Below are 23,272 nucleotides of genomic sequence, written 5' to 3'. Positions count from 1 at the left end.
CTCTCCTACTCGGGTGCTGTCACACCAGTGCTAATGACGGTCTCTGCCCCGCGCACGCTCTTCAACTCTAGCTCCCTCAGTTTGCTGCGCGACAGCGCGGCGTCGAAGACGAGGCGGCCCCTCCTACGGGGATGTACGCCTTGCATTTGTAGGAGCTGCCGCAGGCTGCGATCTTTTATGCCGTCAAATGCTGACTACTACGCTGGCACGCTGACGCGCGTGGTCATTTTCATCAGCCAGTAATAACTCAACGCTGGCACCAGCAACCCGACGATCCACGCCAGGTCCACCCCGTCCAGCGCCGTGGCCACCGGGCCGACGTACAATGTGGTGTTCATGAACGGAATTTCCACGGCAATCGCCAGCAGGAAACTGCCGCAGGCAATCCGGTTGATGCGCCCGTAGATCCCGTTCAGGTCGAAGATGTCGTCAATCCGGTACTGGCCTTTGCGCAGGCAGTAGTAGTCCACCAGATTGATCGCCGTCCACGGGATCAGGAAGTAGCTCATGAAGAAGATGAAGTTGAGGAAGAAGTTGATGAAGTCGTCCTGACTGATGGTGCACAGGGCCGTGGCCACGAGGCTGATCAGCAGCATGAACACACCGCGTACTCGCGGGGTCACCTTGAGCCGGGCGAAAGGTTCGATCACGGTGATGGTCGACATGAACGCGCCGTACAGGTTGAACACGTTGATCGACACCTGGCCGTAGACGATGAAGGCGAACAGCAGCACCGCGCCAGCGCCGAACAGACCGGCGACATGCCCGCCGACGTTGCTGGAAAAATCGCCGATGCCGACGCTCAGGATCGCTCCGAGAATCATCATCCACGCACCACCGCTGACCGTGCCGGCGTAGCTGTACCAGAACACCTGGGTGCTCGGCGTGTTGCTCGGCAGGTAGCGCGAGTAGTCGGCGACGTAAGGCGCGTAGGACAGTTGTCAGGTCACGGCAATGCTCACCGCCACCAGGAACTTCGACAACGAGAAGCCGGTTGGCAGCCATTGTTCGGCGGGGATCGGCAACTGCAAGGCGAGCACCGTGGCCGCCACGAACACCACCAGCGACAGAATCGACAGCAGCTTCTGCAAGCGGTGAATCAACCGATAGCCATAGAGCGCGACGACGAAGCACAACGCGCCGATCAGGTAGATATTGCCGGACATCGGCAGCGGGCTGACCGACTCCAGCGCCTGGGCCGCGAGCAAGGTGTTGCTGACGAAGAAACCCAGGTAGATCAGCATCACGAACAGCAGCGGCAACACCGCCCCCAACACGCCGAATTGCGCCCGGCTCTGGATCATTTGCGGAATGCCCAGCTTCGGTCCCTGTGCCGAGTGCGAGGCCATGAAAATCGCCCCCAGCAACGAGCCGACGATGATTGCCAGCGCACTCCAGAACAGGTTGAGCCCCATCACCACCGGCAACACGCCGGAGGCGATGGTGGTGATGTTCATGTTGGCGCCGAACCAGATATGGAACAGCGAACCCGGCTTGCCGTGGCGTTCGGTTTCGGGGATGAAATCGATGCTTCTTTTTTCGACTTGCATGGCGATCACTCCTGAGTCCGGACGAGACGGGATTGCAGACGGGCGATGGTGCCGGGCAGCTCATGGGGCTGGTGGGCAAACAGGTCCGGACGCTCGGGGATCAGGCTGATGTAATGGAGTTGTTGCAGGGCGCGCAGGCACTCGGCCGTGGTGAGGATTTCCAGCGAATAGACCCAGTTGGTCATGATCAGCAGGGCCGAGTAGTGCCCAGCCTCTGTGGTCGTGGTGCAGGCATCGTTGACCAGGCGCACGCGATAGCCCAGGGCGAAGGCATCGAACACGCTGGTGAGCACGCAGACGTCGGTCAACACGCCACAGACGATCAGCGTGTCGACCACCATTGCCTTGAGTCGGGCGTCGAGGTCGGTGCGGTGAAAGGCACTGTAACGGCCCTTGTCGATGATCAATTCACCGGGCTGCGGCGTCAGCGACTCGATGATTTCCACCTGCCGGGTGCCGGCTCGGTAACTGCCGGGGCCACCGTCGGCGGCCAGAGGTTCGCCGTGGGGCAGGTCACTGCCGTCGGCCTGATTGATGTGGCGGGTATAGATGACAGGCATCCGCTGATGGCGGGCGGTATCGAGCAGGGCGGCGGTATGGGCGACCACCTGGTCGAAGTTTTCGAGGACAAAACCGTCCTCCTGCTGCATGTCGATGATCAACAGCGCGTTGTTATTGTTCATTGGGCAAACCTGATCAAGGCGAAACACGATGCACCGTACGCGCCATGCAATGGCGGGACGCGGGGTGCGTGATTGGCTGTTCGGGTGGGCTCAGTGAACTATTTGCCAGAAGCCGTTCTGCTTGGCCGAAACGCTGGCGCGCAGGCGCTTGAAATGCAGGTGCGAAGCGGTCCATTCACCGCGCAGGTAGGCCCGCGCGGCGCCGGAGGGAAGGGCGAGTAATGGGAGACGACCAGTCATCATTGGAATCGACCCTCGTGGGAACGCCTGCTCCCACAGGACAAATGCATACCTGTAGGAGCGAGCTTGCTCGCGAAAAACTTCTGGACAACTCGGTCATTCAGACGCCGCGCGTTATCGTTGGCGTCCATCGCGAGCAAGCTCGCTCCTACAGTTGATGTCGCAGGGCGGCGCAATCAGCGGAACGCTGGCACCACGTGCTTGATGAACAGTTCCAGGGATTTTTTCTTCTGCGCATGGGGCAGGCTGTTATCGCACCAGAAGCTGAATTCGTCGACCCCCAGTTCCTGGTAGTACTTGATGCGCGGAATGATTTCTTCCGGGGTGCCGATCATGGCGGTCTTGTGCAGGCTTTCCAGTTCGAACTCGGGGCGACCGGCGAATTTCTCTTCCGGGCTCGGCGCGAGGAAACCGTTGACCGGGGTGCTTTTGTTGCCGAACCAGGCATCGAAGGTGCGGTAGAACTTCGAGATCGCCTTGGCCCCGACTTGCCAGCCTTCTGGATCGTCAGCGGTGTGCACGTGGGTGTGACGCAGCACCATCAATTGCGGGCGCGGCACGCCAGGATTGTTGTCCAGCGCAGCCTGGAATTTGTTCTTCAGGTCGAGGACTTCCTCGTCGCCTTTCATCAACGGCGTGACCATGACGTTGCAGCCGTTGGCCACGGCGAAGTTGTGCGAGTCCGGGTCGCGGGCGGCGATCCACATCGGCGGGTTCGGCTGCTGGATCGGCTTGGGCACGCTGGTGGAGGTCGGGAATTTCCAGATGTCGCCGTCGTGGGCGTAGTCGCCGTTCCACAGCGCGCGCACCACCGGGACCATTTCCCGCAACGCCTGGCCGCCGGAGGACGCTGGCATGCCGCCGGCCATGCGGTCGAACTCGATCTGGTAGGCACCACGGGCCAGACCGACTTCCATGCGCCCGTTGCTGATCACGTCGAGCAACGCGCATTCACCGGCCACCCGCAGCGGATGCCAGAACGGCGCGATGATGGTGCCGGCGCCCAGGTGAATGGTGGTGGTCTTGCCCGCCAGATAAGCCAGCAGCGGCATCGGGCTTGGCGAGATGGTGTATTCCATGGAGTGGTGTTCGCCGATCCATACGGTGCTGAAACCGCCGGCTTCGGCCATCAGGGTCAGTTCGGTCAGGTCTTCGAACAACTGGCGGTGGCTGACGCTTTCGTCCCAACGTTCCATGTGTACGAACAGGGAAAACTTCATGACGCTTACCTCGGATCTATTGTTGTCGGCCAGTCGATCGCGGGCCTGTTGATTGTTGGTATACCATAATACAAACTGTCTGCAAAAACATTTCTCTCTGGTCAGTAAGCAACCTGTGGGAGTGCGTGGTACCGAAGATCAGGCCAGGACCGGTAAAGCGCCCATCTTGCCGTGGCAATACACCAGCGGCCCGCTGCTCTGCCGGGGCACGATCAGGTTTTTCACGGCGCCGACCATGATCGCGTGGTCACCGCCTTCATATTCGCGCCACAACTCACATTCGATGACCGCCGTGGCGTTGGCCAGGATCGGGTTGCCCAACTCGCTGAGCGTCCACTCGATCCCCTGGGCCTTGTCCTTGCCTTTGCGTGCGAAAGCATAGGCTTCGTTTTGCTGGCCGCCGGACAGCACGTGGATGGCAAAACGTTTGTTCTTGATCAGGACCGGGTAGGAATCGGAACTGTAGTTCGGGCAGAACAGCACCAGGGCCGGGTCCATCGACAGCGAGCTGAAGGCGCTGGCGGTCAGGCCGACGATTTGCCCGTCGTCATCCAGAGTGGTAATCACGGTCACTCCGGACGGGAACGAACCCATGACTTGTTTGTAGATGGCGGCATCGATCATTGGAGGGTCCTCGGATGGTGTGACGCGTTTTTATGTGTTTGTAGGTCTGATGGTATACCGTAATACATCTATTGCAAGGTCTTTTTAGGTGAACCGATAAACGTAAAGTGTTCGTTGAAAACCCAATGATTACGGGGCTTTCAGCTAGCCAGTGTTGGCGTGATTCGGGCAGGATGCCGGCTCAGATGCTTGTTCAAAGACCGGATCAGTCTTGTTTAAAGTTTGGAATACCATAATATGGTTTGCATCTGAGGGGCGGCCATAGAGTCCCCCCGGTTTGGCTTCATACAAAGATAAGAACAGACAAACTCGAGTTCATGCATATGTCCCAGATGTCCCGGCAAGATCCGTTGATCGAGAACCACACGGTCGACTATGTTCCACTCTCAGAGCGCCACGGGAAGGCCCGCGATCTTTTCACCCTGTGGTTCAGCACCAACATTGCTCCACTGCCCATCGTCACCGGCGCCATGGTGGTCCAGGTGTTCCACCTCAACCTGTTCTGGGGTCTGCTGGCGATTGCGCTCGGGCACATGGTCGGCGGTGTGGTGATTGCCCTCGCGTCCGCCCAAGGGCCGTGCATGGGCATTCCGCAGATGGTGCAGAGCCGTGGTCAGTTCGGCCGCTACGGCGCGCTGCTGATCGTGTTCTTCGCGGCGTTGATCTACATCGGTTTCTTCATTTCCAACATCGTGCTGGCGGGTAAATCGATTGTCGGCATTGCGCCGTCGGTTCCGGTGCCGGCCAGCATTCTCATCGGTGCCCTCAGTGCCACGGCCATCGGGGTGATCGGTTATCGCTTCATCCATACCCTCAACCGCATCGGCACCTGGGTCATGGGCAGCGCGTTGCTCGCCGGCTTCCTCTACATCTTTGCCCATGACCTGCCGGCGGACTTCTTCACCCGCGGCGGCTTCAACCTGTCCGGCTGGCTGGCCACGGTGTCGCTGGGCATCATCTGGCAGATCAGCTTCTCGCCGTATGTGTCGGACTACTCGCGTTACCTGCCGGCGGACATCGGCATCACCCGGCCGTTCTTCGCCACCTACCTGGGGGCGACCCTGGGCACGATCCTGTCGTTCACCTTCGGCGCCGTGGCGGTACTGGCAACCCCGGAAGGCACCGAGGCGATGGCGGCGGTCAAGCAGTCCACCGGTTGGCTGGGGCCGATACTGATGGTGCTGTTCCTGCTCAACATTATCAGCCACAACGCCTTGAATCTGTATGGCGCGGTGTTGTCGATCATCACTTCGATCCAGACCTTCGCCAGCCAGTGGACGCCGAGCATCCAGGTGCGCGTGGTGTTGTCGGGCATCGTGCTGGCGGGTTGCTGCGTGGTGGCGCTGGGTGCCTCGGCGGATTTCATTTCGCAGTTCATCGGCCTGATTCTGGCGCTGTTGCTGGTGTTGGTGCCGTGGGCCTCGATCAACCTGATCGACTTTTACCTGATCAAGCGTCGTCGCTATGACATCGCTTCGATCTTCCGCGCTGACGGCGGCATCTACGGTCGCCTCAACCTGCACGCGATCATCGCTTACTTCATCGGCATCATCGTGCAGTTGCCATTCGCCAATACGTCGCTGTATGTCGGACCGTACGCCAATCTGGTGGACGGCGCGGACCTGTCGTGGCTGGTGGGGCTGGTGGTGACGTGTCCGTTGTATTACTGCCTCGCTACGCGAAGCCAGGCGCAGGAAAGCCGTTCGGTGGAGCTCGGCTACACCGACTGATCTAATGGAATGCTGACGCTTATGTAGGAGCGAGCCTGCTCGCGATGGACGTCAACGATAACGCGTGCTTACCGGTTAAACGCGGCGCACTTGAGTCCTTCGCGAGCAGGGCTCGCTCCTACATAAGCGTCAGCACATCGACCGCTCAGGTTTGCTTGAACACATTCAGGCCGCGTTGTACCGCCGGCCTGGCTTCGACCGTGTCGAACCAGCGCGAAAGTTGCGCAAGCTCTTTCCATTCCAGCCGGTCACGGAACGCTGTGACGATGGTGAACGCCGAAATGTCGGCCATGGAGAACTGCGCTCCGGCCATGAATTCGTCCGTCAAAAAACTTTCCGCGTAGGTCAGTTGCTCGATCACCCGCAGATCGATGATCGCCGCCGCCTTGTCTTGCCCCGCCTGGTGCAGAAAAAACGCGGCATGGCTGGGGGCGATGACATCGGTCACGAAAAAGAAATAGCGGTCAATCACCCGGATACGCTCAGGTCCGGGCTGCGCCGGCGCCAGTCGTCCCGGCGCCTTGGCATCGGCGTACTGGATGATGGCGTTGGACTGATTGATGATCAGCGCCGGCGTGGTCCCGTGGTCGATCAGGGTCGGGACTTTTCCGGCCGGGTTCAGCGCCAGGAAGGCCGGGCCATGGTGTTCCTTCGCATACAGGTCGAGCCTGCGTGCGGTGTAGGCGATGCCGGATTCTTCCAGGGCAATCGCGGCCCGCAGGCTGTTGCCGGTGTTGGCGCCGTACAGTTCGATTTGATCGTTCATGGGTCATTGCTCTTGTCGGGACACAGGCAGCCACGGAACACTGCCAATGATGTCAGTCTGATGAAAATCCGCCGCACCGATATGCAAAAACAGTGATCGTCCATACCCCTGCGCGACAAGCCTTATCCCCCCACGAAAACTACTTTCACTGCGTTTGATAATAGCCTCTTGAAATGTTTCAAGCGTTTCACAAGCCATTCATCGAAGCCTCGCGATCTTGTTATTGGTGTAATGCGTAATAGGCAGTAAACAGGCTGCGCAGGCATCGGCAGTCTGGACTTACCGGGGATTGATTGCCCCACTGCACCGATCAAGGCGGACAGGTATTTTGGCCGCATCGATCTCCTTTTGGCCTGCCTCACACTGTGAGCCGGCGCCGCCGTCAGCAAGAATCAGACGCGGGTTGCCGAGTCGGCAACCCAAGGTCAAATCACAACCAGAAGCTTCACTTCCTTACCCTTGGCTATTTTCAAGATCGCTGCCGTGTACAGAACATAAAAACCATCCAACTCACGCCACACTTGGGGAAATGATCCATGGACTCAATGAAACGCATACTGGGCGCCAGCGTTTGCGGACTGTCGCTGCTGGCCAGCGCGGTGCACGCCGAACAGCAAGAATTGCGGGTGTACAACTGGGCGGACTACATCCTGCCGTCCGTGCCCAAGGATTTCGCCAGGGACACCGGGATCAAGGTGACCTGGGACACCTTCGACACCAACGAGTCCCTGGAAGCCAAGCTGCTGACCGGCAACTCGGGCTACGACTTGGTGGTGCCATCGAACCAGTTCATCGAAACCCAGATCAAGGCGGGCGTGTTCCAGAAACTCGACAAGTCCAGGTTGCCGAATTGGTCGCACCAGGACCCGGCCCTGCTCAAGCTGCTGGACAAGAACGACCCGGGCAACCTGTACGGCGTGCCCTACATGTACGGCACCGTGCTGATCGGCTTCAACCCGGCCAAGGTCAAGGCGGCGCTGGGCGAGAATGCGCCGGTGGACAGCTGGGACCTGGTGTTCAAGCCCGAGAACATGGAGAAGCTCAAGGCCTGTGGCGTCGCCATGCTCGACTCGCCGTCGGAGATCCTGCCGCTGGCCCTGCATTACCTGGGGCTGGACCCGAATAGCCAGAACCCCGATGACTACGAAAAAGCCAAGGCGCTGATGCTCAAGGTTCGCCCTTACGTCACCTACTTCAACTCCGCCAAGTACATGACCGACATTGCCAATGGCGATATCTGCGTGGCCATCGGTTACTCCGGCAGCTTCTATCAATTCGGCAATCGCGCCAAAGAGGCGGGCAACGGCGTGGTCGTCGACTGGCGCCTGCCGAAAGAAGGCGCGCCGATCTGGTTCGACACCTTCGCCATTCCGAAAAGCGCGAAGAACGTCACCGAGGCCCACGAATTCCTCAACAACCTGCTGGACCCGAAAGTCATCGCGCCGATCAGCGACTTCCTCGGTTACCCGAATGCCAACAAGGACTCGCTGGCGCTGATCGACAAGGACATCACCGGCAACCCGAATCTGACACCGACCAGCGAGGCATTGAAGACGCTGTACGTCGTGCAGCCATTGCCGCAAAAGCTCGAGCGAGTGCGCACGCGCGTGTGGACCAGCATCAAGTCCGATCAGTAACACAGGGAGTATGGGTGTACACAAAACCTGTGCTCGACACAAAAAACTGTGGGAGCGAGCCTGCTCGCGAAGGCGTAGTGTCAGTCAATGCATGTGTCGACTGATCCACCGCCTTCGCGAGCAGGCTCGCACCTACAGGTTTTGTGTACATCCATGGCTCTGTGCAGGACTCAGCGAAAAAACTCCCCCGGTGTTTCGCCGAACTGTTGTCGGAAGGCCGCGATAAACGCCGACGTCGAGTCGTAGCCACAAGCCAATGCGACATCGGTCACCCGCTCGCCCTGTTCCAGTGGCGTCAGGGCGCCGAGCAGGCGCAAGCGCTGACGCCAGGCGCGAAAGGTCAGGCCGGTGTCGCGCAGGAACAGGCGACTGAGGGTTTTCTCGGTGACGCCGAATTGGTCGCTCCAGTGACTGAGCGTGGTCTGTTGCTCCGGGTGCGACTCCAGGCTTTGAGCGATCTGCCGCAATCGGCTGTCCTGGGGCAGGGGCAGCATCAAATCGATCTGCGGCGCCTCAGCCAACTGATCCAGAATCACCTGGGCCAACCGACCGTGCGGACCGTTCTGATCGTATTCCACCGGAACCTGACTGAAGGCACGGATCAACTCGCGCAACAAATCGCTGACCCCCAAGACATGACAGCCCGGCTGCGCCCACGTCGAGACGCTGCAGTCGATGTACAGGCTGCGCATTTCCGTGCGCGGCGAGCTGAATACCCGGTGCGGCATGCCCGCCGGAATCCACACCGCGCGCTCCGGCGGGGCGACGAAACGCCCGACGCCGGTCTGTATTTCGAGCACGCCCTGAATTGCATAGGAAAGCTGCACCCACGGATGGCTATGGCGCCGGGTCAGTGCGCGATTGGGCAGCGATTCGGTACGGCCGTAGAGTGGCCGTGGCAGGCTGGACAGCCCGGGAATACTGCGCCGGATACTTTTGTCATGTCCTTTAGGCGGCATCTGCTGGCTCATCGGCGTTAGTCGGTAATATCCAGTCACGTTAGAGTCGCTTCCACGTACTGGCAACCCCCGGATGACCAAACCCATGACCCGCCCCCGTCTGTTACCCGACAACTTCACCCTGACCCTGATCGGCGTGGTGACGCTCGCCAGCCTGCTGCCCGCCAGCGGTCAGGTCGCGGTCGGTTTTGGCTGGCTGACCAACATCGCCATTGCGCTGCTGTTTTTCCTGCATGGCGCCAAGCTGTCTCGCGAGTCGATCATTGCCGGTGCCGGGCACTGGCGCCTGCATGTTCTGGTGTTCAGCCTGACCTTCGTGCTGTTTCCGTTGCTCGGCCTGGCGCTAAAACCGCTGTTGTCGCCGCTGATCGGCAACGACCTGTACATGGGTATGCTTTACCTGTGTGCGCTGCCCGCTACGGTGCAATCGGCGATTGCCTTTACTTCGCTGGCACGGGGCAACATCCCGGCGGCGATTTGCAGCGCGGCAGCATCCAGCCTGTTCGGGATTTTCCTCACGCCATTGCTGGTGACCCTGCTGCTCAATGTGCACGGCGAAGGCACCTCGACCCTCGACGCCATCCTCAAGATCAGCGTGCAACTGCTGCTGCCGTTCATTGCCGGGCAAATCGCGCGGCGCTGGATCGGCAACTGGGTGGCGCGCAACAAGAGCTGGTTGAAGTTCGTTGACCAGGGTTCGATTTTGCTGGTGGTCTACGGCGCGTTCAGCGAGGCGGTGATCGAGGGGCTCTGGCAGCAGATTCCAGTGCTGGATCTGGTCGGGCTGGTGGTGGCGTGCTGCGTGGTCCTGTCGCTGGTGCTGGTGGCCTCGACCGTACTGGGCAAAGCCTTCGGCTTCAACCAGGAAGACCGCATCACCATTCTCTTCTGCGGTTCGAAGAAAAGCCTGGCAACCGGCGTGCCCATGGCCCAGGTGCTGTTTGCCGGTAGCACCATTGGTGTGCTGATCCTGCCGCTGATGCTGTTCCACCAGATTCAATTGATGGTCTGTGCGGTGCTGGCGCAGCGTTTTGCCAAGCGGCCGGAATCGATTCCGGAACTGATGGCTCAGGTTGACCCTTGATTTGCCAGCCGTGGCGGCTCGAGTGAGCCGCCACGGTTTTACCGGTCAGCCCTTGTCAGCGACCAATGGCGGGGTACGCGGCGGGATCATGCGTTTGTTCCCGGTCGACTCGAACGCCGATGCCAGGTGCAGCAGCGAAGAGTCGTCATAGGCGCGCCCGGCAAACGTCAGGCCGACCGGCATGCCGATGTCCGGCATCACGCCCATCGGCACGGTGACCGTCGGCACGCCGAGGTGGCGGATGGCGAGGTTGCCGTTGGCGACCCATACGCCGTTGCTCCAGGCGATGTCCGCCGATTGCGGATCGACATCGGCATTCGCCGGGCCCACATCGGCGACGGTCGGGAACAGCACTGCGTCCAGGCCCAGGCGATCCATCCAGTCTTCCAGATCGATCTTGCGGGTCTTTTCCAGCCCGCGCAGGCCGTCCGGCAACGTGCTGATCTGGTCCCACGGGGTGATGCCGCGTTCGGCCATGCGCACGTATTCGTCCATGCCGGCGGCCAGGTCGCCCTCGCGGTTGGGCAGGGTGCCCGGATCGTGAGGGAAGATCTGCGGGCCGTCGACATCGACCAGACGGTTGAGTTTCGGGTCGCCGTTGGCCTGCAGGAAATCATCGAACGCCCAGGCGGTCAGGTCCCACAGTTCATGGTGTAAAAATTCCTTGGAGACGATGCCGCGATTGAACACGGTCGGCGCGCCAGGACGATCGCCTTCGCAATTGGAAACCAGCGGGAAATCCACGTCGATCACTTCGGCACCTGCGTCTTCGAGGGCCTTGCGTGCCTGTTCCCAGAGCCCGATCACCGAAGGACGGGTGTTGATGCGTTGGCCGGTCGGGCCACCGATGCCTGGCGCTTCAGAGGTGCCGGCTTCAGGGTCGGCGTTGATGTACATGCGTGGAATGCCGAACTTCTTGCCTTTGAGCGCATCGCTGTTGGCGGCCAGCGCCGCGTAGGATTTGGGGCGCACCAGGGACGAGCTCGGGATCGGCACCCAGGGTTGCAGGCGCCACAGATCGCCACGGGTGTCCGGGTCATCGGCGACCACCACGTCGAGCACTTCGAGCAGGTCGGCCATGGTCCGGGCAAACGGCACGACCACGTCCATGGTCGGGGTCAACGGCCAGTTGCCGCGCACCGAGATCACTCCGCGCGAAGGGGTGTAGGCGCACAAGCCATTGTTCGAGGCCGGTCCGCGACCGCTCGACCAGGTTTCTTCCGCCAGGCCGAAGGCCGCGAAACTCGCGGCAGTGGCAGTACCCGCGCCGTTCGACGAACCGGAGGCGAAAGGGGCGGTGAGGTAGTCAGCGTTGTACGGGCTCTCGGCACGGCCGTAGACGCCGCGCTGCATCCCGCCGTTGGCCATCGGCGGCATGTTGGTCTTGCCCAGGCAGATCGCCCCGCCAGCGCGCAGGCGCTCGATGGTGAACGCGTCGCGATAGGCAACCAGGTCCTTGAAGGCCGGGCTGCCGGATGCAGCGGTGAGGCCCTTGACCAGATAGCTGTCCTTGGCGGTGTAAGGGATGCCGTCCAGCGGGCCCAGCGTCTGGCCCTTGGCGCGACGGGCGTCGGACGCCTGCGCTTCGGCGAGCGCCTCGGGGTTGCGCACCACGACCGCGTTCAGCGCGGTTGGCGTTTCGGGGCCGTCGTAGGCGTCGATCCGCGCGAGATAAGCCTGGACCAGTTCAACCGAGGTGGTCTGGCCGGATTCGAGCGCGGCGCGCAGCTCGGCAATGGAAACTTCGGTAACTTCGATCATGCTGCCACCGCCGCTTGCTGGTGGAGGGTCCCAAACACTTCACTTTTCTCGAAATGGACTTTCATATCGTTATTCTCGTTGCACTGTGTGGCACGACAGGGTCGGGTGTTAAAAATACTGAGCACTATTTAGCATTAAACCGGGATTATAGGAATCTGTTGTCCAATTTATCTTACAGGCGACAGAAAAAGGGCCACCACAACCCGACGTTGTGGTGGCCCGAGGGTGACTCATTATAGTGGCCCGCGCGCGCAGGCCAATGGCTCAGTGAGCGCCGGCGGCCTTGTTCAGGTCGCTTTCAGCCCATTCGGTGTAGACGCAGGCATCGGCGGTGGCCCAGCGCACCCGCACCGGGTCGCCGGCCTTGAGCGGCATGCCAGCGGCGGACAGTGCCTTGACCGTCATCGAGGTGCCACCCGCAGTGACCACGCTGCAGGTCTGGCTTTCGCCGAGAAACAGCACTTCCACGACCTTGGCCGAGACTTCGTTCCAGCCGGCGGCCAGGGGTTCCTGCGCAGCTTGCTCGACACTCAAGGCCAAGGCTTTTTCCGGACGCACCATCAGCAAAACATCTTGATCAGTCTGCAACCCTGCGGTCAGGCGAATCGACAACGGCTGCCCTTCGAAGCTCGCCACCGCATTACCCTGGGCTTTGAGCTTGAGGAAGTTCGAGTTGCCGAGGAACGAGGCGACAAAGGCGTTCGGCGGATTCTGGTACAGGTCATAGCCGCTGCCCAGGCCGACGATTTTGCCGTGGCTGAAAATCGCAATGCGCTGGGACAGGCGCATGGCTTCTTCCTGGTCGTGGGTCACGTAGACGATGGTGATGCCCAGGCGTCGATGCAGCTGGCGCAGTTCATCCTGCAAGTCTTCACGCAGTTTCTTGTCCAGTGCACCGAGGGGTTCGTCCATCAGCAGGATGCGTGGTTCGTAAACCAACGCGCGGGCGATAGCGACTCGTTGCTGCTGGCCACCGGACAGTTGCGAAGGGCGGCGATGGGCGAACTGCTCAAGTTGCACCAGCTTGAGCATCGCATCGACCCGGCGCTCGCGTTCGGCAGTGGCCAGTTTGCGGATGGCCAACGGGAAGGCGATGTTGTCGCGTACCGACAGATGCGGGAACAGTGAGTAGCGCTGGAACACCATGCCGATGTCGCGCTTGTGCGGCGGCACGTTGACCAGCGACTGGCCGTTGACCAGGATCTCGCCGCTGCTCGGGGTTTCGAAGCCGGCCAGCATCGACAGCGTGGTGCTTTTGCCCGAGCCGCTGGAGCCGAGGAAGGTGAGGAATTCACCGTCCTTGATGTCCAGCGAGATGTTGTCCACGGCGGCGAAGTCGCCGTAGTGCTTGTTCAGGTTACGCAGGCTGACCAGGGGCTTGTCATTTTGCTGCGCGGAATCTTTGATCACTGCACTCATGTCGTACTCCTGGCGCTCAAGCGCTGATTTCGTTGCGCCGGCGCAGAGCGGCGGCGATCACCATGACCAACACCGAGAGGCCGATCAGCAGCGTCGAAGCGACGGCGATCACGGGCGTCAGGTCCTGGCGCAGGGTGGTCCACATTTTCACGGGGAGGGTTTGCAGGGTCGGGCTGGCCATCATCACGCTCAACACCACTTCATCCCACGAGACGAGAAAGGCGAAGAGGGCGCCGGCCACCATGCCCGGACGGATCGCCGGGAAGGTCACCTTGAACACCGCTTGCAGACGCGAGGCGCCGCAGATCACCGCCGCATCCTCGATCGACTGATCGAACAGCTTCAGCGAGTTGATGATCGAGATGATGGTGAACGGCAACGCGACGATGACGTGGCTGACCACGAACGCGAACATGGTCCCGGTGTAGCCGAGTTTCAGGAACAGCGCGTACACCGCCACGGCGATGATCACCAGCGGCACGATCATCGGCAGGGTGAACAGGCCGTAGAGCATTTCCCGGCCGGGGAAGCGACCACGCACCAGGGCGAACGCGGTGGGCAGGCCCAAAGCGACGGCGAAGAAGGTGGTCAGTACCGCGACTTTCAGGCTGGCCATGGCGGCGTTCATCCAGTCGGCGTTGGAGAAGAACTGGCCGTACCATTTCAGTGTCCAGCCCGGCGGCGGGAACACCAGCCATTGCGATGAGCCGAACGACAGCAGCACGATGAACACGATCGGCAACAGCAGGAACAGCCCGATCAGCCCGGTGGTGGCATACAGGCCGAAGCGCATGCGCCGGCTCATGGCATTGGGGGTCAGGAGCATGACGGCTTACCTCGCGTTGCTGGCGCCAACCGGGGATTCCGGCTGGAGCTTCAGGTAGAAGTAGAACAGCACCAGCGTGATCACGATCAGCAACGCGGCGCCGGCACTCGCCAGGCCCCAATTGAGGAACGACTGCACCTGCTGAATGATGAACTCGGGCAGCATCATGTTCTGCGCACCGCCCAGCAGCGCCGGGGTCACGTAGTAACCAAGGGACATCACGAACACCATCAGGCCGCCGGAGAACAGCCCCGGCCGGCACAGCGGCAGGAACACCCGGAAGAAGTTGGTCCAGGGGCTGGCGCCGCAGATGGAGCCTGCCTGCAGGATCATCGGGTCGATGGCCTGCATGGTCGCCTGCAACGGCAGCACGATGAACGGGATCATGATGTAGCTCATGCCGATCACCACGCCGGTGAGGTTGTGCACCATCTCCAGCGGTTGATCGATGATGCCCATGGCCATCAGCGCCTTGTTGATCACCCCGGAGGCTTGCAGCAACACAAGCCAGGAGTAGGTGCGGGCGAGCAGGCTGGTCCACATCGACAGCAGCACGATGTTCAGGATCCAGCGACCCCAGCCACGCGGCACCAGGGTGATCGCCCAGGCCAGCGGGAAGCCCAGCAGCAGGCTGAACAGCGTCACCAGGCCGGCCACCGAGAAGGTGTTGAGCAAGACCCGGGCATAGGCCGAGTTGGCGAACAGTTGCTCGTAGTTGCCCAGGCCCGGCACCGGTTCCAGCACGCCGCGCAACAGCAGGCCAATCAACGGCGCGAGGAAGAACAGGCCGAGGAACAGCAGGGCGGGGATCAGGTTGCCCGATCCGCGCCAGCGCTGGGCCAGGCTCGGCGATTGCGTCATCGTAGCCGCCTTGCCGGCAGCGCCTGGGGCGCTCCCGACTGACGTGGAGGGACGGGATGCGGTTGCCGTCATTTTCATTTGACCAGCCATTCGTTCCACCGTGTCGCGATGGCCGGACCGTTCTTGGCCCAGTACGCGAAATCAAGAGTGATCTGATCCTTTGCGTAGGCGGTCGGCAGGTTTGGGGCCAGCACTGAGTCCAGGCGCTGCACGCTGTCGACGTTGACCGGGGCGTAGGCGGTCAGGTTGGAGAAGTCCGCCTGGCCCTTGGCACTGCTGGCGTTGGCCAGGAACTTCATCGCCGCGTCCTTGTTTTTCGAACCCTTGGGAATGACCAGGATGTCGGCCATGACCAGGTTTTGCTTCCAGCTTACGCCGACCGGGGCGCCGTCTTCTTGCAGGGCGTGAATCCGGCCGTTCCAGAACTGGCCCATGCTCGCTTCACCGGAGGCCAGCAGCTGCTGCGACTGCGCGCCGCCACCCCACCAGACGATGTCTTTCTTGATGGTGTCGAGTTTTTTGAAGGCGCGGTCCAGGTCCAGCGGGTAGAGCTTGTCGGCAGGCACACCATCGGCCAGCAGCGCCAGTTCGAGCACGCCAGGGCTTGGCCATTTGTACAGGGCGCGTTTGCCAGGGTAGGTCTTGGTGTCGAACAGCGCGGACCAGTCCTGAGGCTTGCTGGCGCCGAGCTTGCCTTCGTTGTAGCCGAGGACGAAGGAGAAGAAGAACGAACCGACGCCGTGATCGCTGACGAAGCGCGGGTCGATCTTGTCGCGTTCTATGACTTTGAAATCGAGGGGTTCGAGCAAGCCTTCGGCGGCGGCGCGCAGGGCGAAGTCGGCTTCGACGTCGACCACGTCCCATTGCACGTTGCCGCTTTCGACCATGGCCTTGAGTTTGCCGTAGTCGGTCGGGCCATCCTGCACCACGGAGATGCCGCTGGCCTTGCTGAACGGGTCGGCCCAGGCCTGCTTCTGCGCATCCTGGGTGCTGCCGCCCCAACTCACGAAGTTGACGCTTTCAGCCGCCAGCAATGCCTGGCTGGTCACGCTCAGCAGTCCGGCAAAAAGAACCGCGGTCGCACGTTTGTTCAACACCATTTTCACGCCCTCATTGTTGTGTTTATGAGCGGGGCTTTCGAGTGCCCGCCTATCGGGAGCAGTAAGTCCATCGAGTCAGTTCTGACTGTCCGGTCTATGGAATATCATATTATGGTATTCCAAGCTTTGTGCAAGCATTTTGCCGTACCGGCTATCAGCCGAAACACGATTATTTGGATGTGTTGATTGAACCGGGCTTGACTGGCAATGCATCCCTTGTGGGAGCGAGCCTGCTCGCGAAGAGGCCGGTACATTCGACATCTTCATTGGCTGACACTCCGTCTTCGCGAGCAGGCTCGCTCCCACAGGGGAATTGCATTCAGCCCAAAATCACGCGGTGAACGGAATACTCTCCACCACTTCCAGGTCATACCCGGTCAAGCCCGCATATTTCAGCGGCGGGCCGAGGTGGCGCAGCTTGCCGATACCCAGGTTCTGCAGGATCTGCGCTCCAGTGCCCACTTCCGAATAAATCCGCGACTGCGAACGGCTGAACTGCCGTGGCGGCTGGGTCAATTGCGGTACGCGTTCGAGCAACGCCTGCGAGGATTCGTGATTGGCCAGCACCACCACCACGCCGTGGCCTTCGGCGGCGACGCGCTGCAAGGCGGCCCACAACGTCCAGTTGGTCGGCCCGCTGTATTCGGCGCCGACCAGGTCGCGCAACGGGTCAATCACATGCACCCGCACTAGCGTTGGCTCTTCGCGACGCAAATCGCCCATGACCATGGCCATGTGGACACCGCCTTCGATGCGATCCTCAAAGGTGATCAGACGAAAGGTGCCATGTACAGTCGGCAGGTCGCGTTCACCGATGCGCACGATGGTGTGTTCGGTGCTCAGGCGATAGTGGATCAGGTCGGCGATGGTGCCGATCTTGATCCCGTGCTTGCGTGCGAACACTTCCAGATCGGGACGGCGGGCCATGGTGCCGTCGTCGTTCATCACTTCGACGATCACCGAGGCGGGCGAATGGCCGGCCAGGCGGGCCAGGTCGCAACCGGCTTCGGTATGGCCGGCACGGGTCAGCACGCCGCCTTCCCGGGCGCGCAGCGGGAAGATATGGCCGGGTTGCACGATGTCGGCGGGGCCGGCATGGGCGGCGACGGCTGCGGCCACAGTGCATGCCCGATCCGCAGCGGAGATGCCGGTGGTCACACCGACGGCGGCCTCGATGGACACGGTGAAGGCAGTGCTGAACACGCTGCCATTGCTTGGCACCATCTGCTCCAGGCCCAGGCGTTTGCAGTGCTCGTCGGTCAGGGTCAGGCAGATCAGGCCGCGGGCTTCACGGGCCATGAAACTGATCGCCTCGGGTGTGCAGCAATCGGCGGCCAGCAACAGGTCGCCTTCGTTTTCCCGGTCTTCATCGTCCACCAGCAGGACCATTTTGCCGAGGCGGTAATCTTCGATGATTTCTTCGATGCTGTTGAAGGCCATGCTGGAGTCTCGGTATTTGTTGGATTGGTAATGTGGTATACCATAATACAAAACAAACCGAGAGGTCACTATGAAGGCGTACTGGATTGCTCACGTGGATGTCACCGACCCCGATCAATACAGCCAATACACCCGGCGGGCGCCGCAGGCGTTTGCGCTGTACGGCGGTCGGATTCTCGCGCGAGGTGGGCGAAGTGAGGCGATGGAAGGCCGCTCGACGCCGCAGCGCAGTGTGGTGATCGAGTTTGATTCCTATGAGCAGGCGGTGGCTTGTTATCGGTCCGAGCAATATCAGGAGGCGCGCGGGTACCGTGAGGGGGTGGCCGTGGCAGAGGTCATCATCGTCGAAGGTATGGCACCGGCATAACGAACACCGCATCACCCTGTAGGAGCTGCCGAAGGCTGCGATCTTTTGATCTTGTTTGTCAGGAATAACGCCAACAGATCGCAGCCTCGTTGCACTCGACGCGATGAGGGCCTGCCAGCCAACCATTCTTCACAGCTGGTCTGGCATTCCTCGCCCCCCCGAACCGAAAACTTCTACCCCGGCAATTTCAGCTCCGCACACAACCCGCCACCTTCACGATTGCTCAAGGTCAACGACCCTCCAATGGCAATTGCCAATTGCTGGGCAATTGCCAGTCCCAGCCCGGTGCCGCCGGTGCTGCGGTTGCGGGAGTTCTCAACGCGATAGAACGGTTCCATCACTTGCTTGAGTTCTTCTTCGGCGATGCCCGGGCCGCGGTCGAGGATCTTGATCGACAGGTTGCCATCGGCCTGTTTTTCCACTTGCAACTCGGCAGCACCGGCAAATTTCAATGCGTTGTCCGTGAGGTTGACCAGCACCCGGCGCAAGGCGTGGGGGCGGGTGTCGATAACGGTGGTGCTTTTGCCTTCGAGCTGCACGTCCTTGCCCATGTCCTGGTAGTCGAACACCAGGCTGTCGAGGAACGAGTCGAGGTCGGTGCGGCGGCTTTCTTCGGTGGCGCCGTGGATGCTGCGGGCGTAGGCGACACCTTCGCGGACCAGGTGTTCCATCTCGCCCAGATCGTTCAACAGTTTGTCTTTTTCGCTGGAGTCGTCCATGAACTCGGCGCGCAGTTTCATGCGGGTGATCGGGGTTTGCAGGTCGTGGGAAATCGCCGCGAGCAACTGCATGCGTTCCTTCAGGTACGCCGCGATGCGTGCCTGCATCGAGTTGAAGGCCTTGGCGGCGTGGGCGACTTCGGTTGGGCCTTTTTCGTCCAGGAGCACGGGATGAGCGTTGGGGTCCAGGGTTTCAACGGCACCGGCGAGACGGGTGAGGGGGCGGATGGCGATTCTGACCGCCAGCCAGGAACAGGCCAGCATCAGCGCCAGTTGCCCGAGCAGCACGATGGGCAGCCAGGGCGACAACGGGACCATCGCCGGGCGGACGTCGATGGTCAGCGGGCTGCCATCCGCCAGGTTCAAGTGCACTTGAAAATGTTTTTTCGGCCCGGGGATGTCGGTAAAGGTCATCGGGTAATCGTGGCCGATGGCGTCTTTGATCGAGGCAATGGCAATGGGTGCATCGGGCATGTCGGTGCGGATGGGCGTGCCCGACGAACCCTCATTGAGCATGTAGCTGTAATTGCGCCGCTCCAGTTGTTTGAGCCAAGCGGCTCGCTCATCGGCGGGCAAGCGGTCGAGGATGGCAACGGAGGTGGAAACGTCGGTTTCCAGGTTGCCGAGCATGGTGTTTTTCGAGGATTCGTAGCGCTCGTAATATTGCGCACCGAAGGACAGCGCCTGGGCGAGGATCAGGCCGATCAGGAAAATCAGCGACAGCCGCGAGGCCAGGGGCCGCGGCCAATGTAGCGCCTGGGTCATGATTGATCGCCCAGGATTTCCACCGGCAGGGAGAACACATAGCCTTCGCTGCGCACGGTCTTGATGTAGGCCGGTTCGCGGGCGTCATCCAGCAGGCGCTGGCGCAGGCGACTGACCAGCAAGTCGATGGAGCGGTCGAACAGGTCGGCGTCGCGGCCCTGGGTCAGGTTGAGCAATTGATCGCGGTTGAGCACCCGTTGCGGGTGGTCGAGAAACACCCGCAGCAATCGATATTCGGCACCGCTCAGGGCCACCATGGTGCCGTCTTCATCGAGCAGGTGGCGGGCCGAGGTGTCCAGGCGCCAGCGGCCGAAGGCCAACAAGCGGCTGGCTTCGGTCACTACCAGGTTCGGCGGCAGCATGCGGGTGCGCCGCAGCACCGCGTTGATCCGCGCCAGCAGTTCACGGGCAGCGAACGGCTTGACCAGATAGTCGTCGGCGCCCATTTCCAGACCGAGGATGCGATCGGTTTCATCGTTGCGGGCGGTGAGCATCAGCACTGGCGTAGTCTTGTGTTTGCCGGCGCGCAATTCGCGGCACAACAGCAAGCCATCGTCCCCCGGCATCATGATGTCGAGCACGATCAGGTCCACCGGGGTGGTTTCCAGAAAAGCGCGCATCTGCCGTCCATCCGCCACGACGGTAGTGCGCAGGCCGTTCTTCTTCAGGTAGTTGCCCACCAGTTCGCGGATTTCGCGGTCATCGTCGACGATGAGGATGTGATCAACATGATCCATTGGGCCAAACCTCTGATAAATGGGGAATGCCGCACAGTCTATCGAGCCTGGGCGGGCTCGCCTGCCGTCCTTTGTATTGCAGTGTATCTGGCTTGCCTGAGGATACACACGAAGGCAAAAAAGCCGATTTCCAGCGGTTTTGTATGGCTGTGTATCCAGGCACCGTTCTGATACGCAGCGATTGATTCACGCCGATTCCCGACACAGACGAGATACCTCGCAGGCTTTTAATAGGTTCCATCGAGGCAAACCAGAGCGCCTCGGATCAACCAACGATCAACCTGTTGAAACCTTGAGGGACTCGCCATGAACACCAGAGCCATCTACGCCGCCTGCCTGTTTGCCGCCCTGAACATCTGCACCTTGTCGGCCCGTGCCGAAGCCGATGTTGCTCCGAAAACCTACACCTACGGCACCCAACTTGACATCAGGAAAGTGGTGTCGCTGACCGAGGACGCTACACCTTCCTGCGGCGTGGTGAATGCGCGGTTGACCTACCTCGACACCCAGTCGAAATCCCAGGTGCTCGATTACCGCAAATTCGCCGACAACTGCAACTCGGAAAACTGAGTGTCGCGCCCAACGACCGCTTAATCCATTTGAATCAGGAAGGACATCATGAACAACGTTTCCCGCATTTTGACCGCCATCACCTTTTCCGTCGCCGGTGCGGCGGCCCATGCCAACGCGGCTGTCGAGCAAAGCGTCTGCACCAGCAACACTTGCTTCCAGCTCACACCGGTGGCGGAGAAGGGCACCCATGACTTCCTTGCGCAAGACGGCTCCAGCCGCACGCCGCAAGGGCAGTTGCTGGATGAACAGACCGCTTGAGAACACCCCCGACCCACTGTAGGAGCGAGCCTGCTCGCGATAGCGATAGATCAGTCAACGATGTGTCGCCTGACCGTACGCCATCGCGAGCAGGCTCGCTCCTACAGTGGTGATGTGTTGCCCTTTAATTTGCATCAGGTGATCCCATGTTACTCATCGCTTTCCTGGGCGGCATATTGACCGTCCTCAGCCCGTGCATCCTGCCGGTCGTGCCATTCCTGTTTGCCGGGGCCGACCGCACACGTTCCTCGATCCTGCTCACCCTCGGCGGCATGGTCCTGACCTTCGCCCTGGTCTCCAGCCTGGCCGTGGTCAGCAGTGAGTGGGTGATTCAGGCCAGCAACACCGGCCGCCACGTTGCCCTGTTCGTGATGGTGCTGTTCGCTCTGTCGCTGATCTCCACCCGGGTCGGTGACTGGCTGGCGCGGCCCTTCGTGCTGCTGGGCAATCGCATCGACCCGAACTCGCGCAAAATGTCCGGGCCACTGGCTTCGATCATGATCGGTGTCGCCACCGGGTTGCTCTGGGCACCGTGCGCCGGGCCGATCCTCGGGGTGATTCTGACCAGCGCCATGCTGCAGGGCGCGAACGCCGGCACCAGTCTGTTGTTGGTGGCCTATGGCGCGGGCAGTGCGCTGTCCCTGGGCACCCTGATCTTTGCCGGTCGCGGCCTGGTCAATCGCTTGAAACCGTCGATTCCGGTTACGGGCTGGTTGCGCCGTGGCGCCGGGGTTGCGGTGCTGGCCGGCGCGGCGGTGATTGCAACGGGGGCCAACGACCTGTTGCTGGCCAATACTTCTTCGCAAGGTGTCAGCAGTGTCGAGAAGGGCGTGCTGGAGACCGTGCCGAAAGTCGTCGATTACCTGGTCAGCAAGGTCAAGGCCGACAGCACCATGGGCAACGCCCAGGGCGCCATGCCGTCGCTGTCCGGCGCAGTGGACTGGCTCAACTCGCCCGCCCTGACCAACGAAGCGCTGAAAGGCAAAGTGGTGCTGGTGGACTTCTGGACCTTCGACTGCATCAACTGCAAGCACACCCTGCCGTACGTGAAGGACTGGGCGAAGAAATACGAAAAGGACGGACTGGTGGTGATCGGCGTGCACACGCCCGAATACGGCTTTGAACGGATCATCGACAACGTCAGGAACAAGGTGAAGGAGTACGGCATCACCTACCCGGTGGCGATCGACAACAACTACGCGATCTGGCGCAACTTCGACAACCAGTACTGGCCGGCGCACTACCTGATCGATGCCAAGGGGCAGGTGCGTTACACCCACTTCGGTGAAGGCAGCTACGACACGCAGGAACAAATGATTCAGCAGTTGCTGGAGGAGGCCAGGGCCGGCGCGCCAGCGGCGTAATCCACTCGATCAATGGCTCACAGGTCCCGAGCCATGAGCCATTGATCTTTTTCCCGCGCTTCAAAACGCTCCAGCAGCACCCAGCCGCGCTTTGCGTAATAAGCACTCTGGTCCTGAGTGTGCAGGTAGATCCTCTTCTCGCCGCTGGCTTTGGCTTGCGCGCAACGTGGAGTCTCCGGACGATCGGGCAGGGTTGGGCGACGATCGGGCAGGACGCCAACGCCGGTGAGGGCGATAGTTTGCCCACAGGGTGAGTGCCGCCCTGCCATCCAGAACAAGAAAAGAGAGGTTGCCATGCCGAAGTTCGTGATTGAACGCGATATCCAGGGCGCTGGAGCATTGTCGGAAAGGGATTTGAAAGCCGCTTCGCAAAAGTCCTGCCGGGCGTTGCGTGAGTTGCCAGAGGTGCAGTGGCTGCAGAGTTATGTCACCGGTGACAAACTCTATTGCGTGTACATCTCGCCGAGCGAGGAACAGATCCAGGAGCACGCCAGGCTGAGCGGTTTTCCTGCCAACCGCATTTCCCGGGTCATGAACATCATCGACCCGACAACGGCGGAGTAACCGCGGCCGGACCCGATTCGTGTTG

The 23,272-nt window shown here is 61.0% G+C and carries 22 protein-coding genes and 2 pseudogenes; 8 read left to right on the top strand and 16 right to left on the bottom strand.

Features of this window, described 5'->3' with window-relative positions; all coding sequences use genetic code 11:
• Nucleotides 1-197: 197 nt before the first annotated feature.
• From KGA83_RS14735 to KGA83_RS14715, 5 genes and pseudogenes are all read right to left on the bottom strand, one after another.
• A pseudogene (locus KGA83_RS14735) lies at nt 198-1,550 on the bottom strand (purine-cytosine permease family protein).
• 5 nt (nt 1,551-1,555) lie between these two features.
• Complete coding sequence (locus KGA83_RS14730; RefSeq protein WP_223530014.1) at nt 1,556-2,233, bottom strand: isochorismatase family cysteine hydrolase; 678 nt, start codon at nt 2,231-2,233, stop codon at nt 1,556-1,558.
• A 90-nt stretch (nt 2,234-2,323) separates the two neighbouring features.
• Nucleotides 2,324-2,473: a hypothetical protein gene (locus tag KGA83_RS14725; protein ID WP_177413230.1), complete on the bottom strand. Its 150-nt coding sequence runs from the start codon at nt 2,471-2,473 to the stop codon at nt 2,324-2,326.
• A gap of 176 nt (nt 2,474-2,649) precedes the next feature.
• Nucleotides 2,650-3,693: an LLM class flavin-dependent oxidoreductase gene (locus KGA83_RS14720; RefSeq protein ID WP_108218042.1), complete on the bottom strand. Its 1,044-nt coding sequence runs from the start codon at nt 3,691-3,693 to the stop codon at nt 2,650-2,652.
• Between the two features lie 138 nt (nt 3,694-3,831).
• On the bottom strand, nt 3,832-4,317 hold the full coding sequence (locus KGA83_RS14715) for a flavin reductase family protein (protein ID WP_008000480.1): 486 nt from the start codon (nt 4,315-4,317) through the stop codon (nt 3,832-3,834).
• A gap of 323 nt (nt 4,318-4,640) precedes the next feature.
• On the opposite strand from KGA83_RS14715, the gene KGA83_RS14710 reads away from it, so the two are divergent.
• Complete coding sequence (locus KGA83_RS14710) at nt 4,641-6,047, top strand: purine-cytosine permease family protein (RefSeq protein WP_223530012.1); 1,407 nt, start codon at nt 4,641-4,643, stop codon at nt 6,045-6,047.
• A gap of 145 nt (nt 6,048-6,192) precedes the next feature.
• Here KGA83_RS14710 and KGA83_RS14705 read toward each other — a convergent pair whose 3' ends face one another.
• Nucleotides 6,193-6,813 (bottom strand): glutathione S-transferase family protein, encoded by a 621-nt coding sequence (locus KGA83_RS14705; RefSeq protein WP_108218044.1) that lies wholly within the window; start codon nt 6,811-6,813, stop codon nt 6,193-6,195.
• A 536-nt stretch (nt 6,814-7,349) separates the two neighbouring features.
• Between KGA83_RS14705 and KGA83_RS14700 the strand changes: the two genes are divergently transcribed.
• Complete coding sequence (locus KGA83_RS14700; RefSeq protein ID WP_223530011.1) at nt 7,350-8,450, top strand: polyamine ABC transporter substrate-binding protein; 1,101 nt, start codon at nt 7,350-7,352, stop codon at nt 8,448-8,450.
• Nucleotides 8,451-8,620: 170 nt separating this feature from the next.
• Here KGA83_RS14700 and KGA83_RS14695 read toward each other — a convergent pair whose 3' ends face one another.
• Nucleotides 8,621-9,409 carry an AraC family transcriptional regulator gene (locus KGA83_RS14695; protein WP_108218124.1) on the bottom strand — a complete coding sequence of 263 codons (789 nt, stop codon included), beginning with the start codon at nt 9,407-9,409 and terminating at the stop codon, nt 8,621-8,623.
• Between the two features lie 85 nt (nt 9,410-9,494).
• Here KGA83_RS14695 and KGA83_RS14690 point away from each other — a divergent pair, with 85 nt between their 5' ends.
• The gene (locus KGA83_RS14690) at nt 9,495-10,493 is read left to right on the top strand and encodes a bile acid:sodium symporter family protein (RefSeq protein WP_108218125.1); all 999 of its coding nucleotides are present in this window, start codon (nt 9,495-9,497) and stop codon (nt 10,491-10,493) included.
• A 45-nt stretch (nt 10,494-10,538) separates the two neighbouring features.
• Here KGA83_RS14690 and KGA83_RS14685 read toward each other — a convergent pair whose 3' ends face one another.
• The 6 genes from KGA83_RS14685 to ribBA form a co-directional block, all read right to left on the bottom strand.
• Nucleotides 10,539-12,254, bottom strand: coding sequence for an amidase (locus tag KGA83_RS14685; RefSeq protein ID WP_223530010.1), 1,716 nt, complete (start codon nt 12,252-12,254; stop codon nt 10,539-10,541).
• A gap of 264 nt (nt 12,255-12,518) precedes the next feature.
• Complete coding sequence (locus KGA83_RS14680; protein WP_108218047.1) at nt 12,519-13,673, bottom strand: ABC transporter ATP-binding protein; 1,155 nt, start codon at nt 13,671-13,673, stop codon at nt 12,519-12,521.
• Between the two features lie 16 nt (nt 13,674-13,689).
• Nucleotides 13,690-14,499 (bottom strand): ABC transporter permease, encoded by an 810-nt coding sequence (locus KGA83_RS14675; RefSeq protein WP_007976227.1) that lies wholly within the window; start codon nt 14,497-14,499, stop codon nt 13,690-13,692.
• A 6-nt stretch (nt 14,500-14,505) separates the two neighbouring features.
• Nucleotides 14,506-15,438, bottom strand: coding sequence for an ABC transporter permease (locus KGA83_RS14670; RefSeq protein WP_177413235.1), 933 nt, complete (start codon nt 15,436-15,438; stop codon nt 14,506-14,508).
• Nucleotides 15,435-16,460: an ABC transporter substrate-binding protein gene (locus tag KGA83_RS14665; RefSeq protein WP_108218049.1), complete on the bottom strand. Its 1,026-nt coding sequence runs from the start codon at nt 16,458-16,460 to the stop codon at nt 15,435-15,437. Before KGA83_RS14665 ends, KGA83_RS14670 begins: the two co-directional genes overlap by 4 nt.
• A 330-nt stretch (nt 16,461-16,790) precedes the next feature.
• Nucleotides 16,791-17,900 (bottom strand): bifunctional 3,4-dihydroxy-2-butanone-4-phosphate synthase/GTP cyclohydrolase II, encoded by a 1,110-nt coding sequence (gene ribBA / locus KGA83_RS14660; protein WP_108218051.1) that lies wholly within the window; start codon nt 17,898-17,900, stop codon nt 16,791-16,793.
• 70 nt (nt 17,901-17,970) lie between these two features.
• On the opposite strand from ribBA, the gene KGA83_RS14655 reads away from it, so the two are divergent.
• On the top strand, nt 17,971-18,267 hold the full coding sequence (locus KGA83_RS14655; protein ID WP_108218052.1) for a DUF1330 domain-containing protein: 297 nt from the start codon (nt 17,971-17,973) through the stop codon (nt 18,265-18,267).
• A gap of 173 nt (nt 18,268-18,440) precedes the next feature.
• Here the strand turns inward: KGA83_RS14655 and KGA83_RS14650 are convergent, their stop codons facing one another.
• Both KGA83_RS14650 and KGA83_RS14645 read right to left on the bottom strand, forming a co-directional pair.
• Entirely contained in the window at nt 18,441-19,751 is a 1,311-nt protein-coding gene (locus tag KGA83_RS14650; protein WP_223530009.1) for an ATP-binding protein, read from the bottom strand.
• Nucleotides 19,748-20,488, bottom strand: coding sequence for a response regulator (locus KGA83_RS14645; protein WP_007978356.1), 741 nt, complete (start codon nt 20,486-20,488; stop codon nt 19,748-19,750). The genes KGA83_RS14650 and KGA83_RS14645 overlap by 4 nt, the downstream gene beginning before the upstream one ends.
• A 306-nt stretch (nt 20,489-20,794) precedes the next feature.
• Here KGA83_RS14645 and KGA83_RS14640 point away from each other — a divergent pair, with 306 nt between their 5' ends.
• From KGA83_RS14640 to KGA83_RS14630, 3 genes are all read left to right on the top strand, one after another.
• The gene (locus tag KGA83_RS14640) at nt 20,795-21,058 is read left to right on the top strand and encodes a DUF2790 domain-containing protein (protein ID WP_108218054.1); all 264 of its coding nucleotides are present in this window, start codon (nt 20,795-20,797) and stop codon (nt 21,056-21,058) included.
• Between the two features lie 48 nt (nt 21,059-21,106).
• Nucleotides 21,107-21,319 carry a hypothetical protein gene (locus tag KGA83_RS14635; protein WP_108218055.1) on the top strand — a complete coding sequence of 71 codons (213 nt, stop codon included), beginning with the start codon at nt 21,107-21,109 and terminating at the stop codon, nt 21,317-21,319.
• Nucleotides 21,320-21,465: 146 nt separating this feature from the next.
• Nucleotides 21,466-22,683: a cytochrome c biogenesis protein DipZ gene (locus KGA83_RS14630; RefSeq protein ID WP_108218056.1), complete on the top strand. Its 1,218-nt coding sequence runs from the start codon at nt 21,466-21,468 to the stop codon at nt 22,681-22,683.
• 17 nt (nt 22,684-22,700) lie between these two features.
• Here the strand turns inward: KGA83_RS14630 and KGA83_RS14625 are convergent.
• A pseudogene (locus KGA83_RS14625) lies at nt 22,701-22,847 on the bottom strand (N-acetyltransferase); the annotation flags it as partial.
• Between the two features lie 130 nt (nt 22,848-22,977).
• Here KGA83_RS14625 and KGA83_RS14620 point away from each other — a divergent pair.
• Nucleotides 22,978-23,247 (top strand): DUF4242 domain-containing protein, encoded by a 270-nt coding sequence (locus KGA83_RS14620; RefSeq protein ID WP_108218057.1) that lies wholly within the window; start codon nt 22,978-22,980, stop codon nt 23,245-23,247.
• Nucleotides 23,248-23,272: the final 25 nt, after the last annotated feature.

The sequence above is a fragment of the Pseudomonas sp. GL-R-19 genome, from assembly GCF_019956375.1.
Classification (GTDB): Bacteria; Pseudomonadota; Gammaproteobacteria; order Pseudomonadales; family Pseudomonadaceae; genus Aquipseudomonas.
The sequence above is the reverse complement of the archived record's forward strand: the minus strand, read 5'-3'. Positions and strand labels throughout refer to the sequence as shown.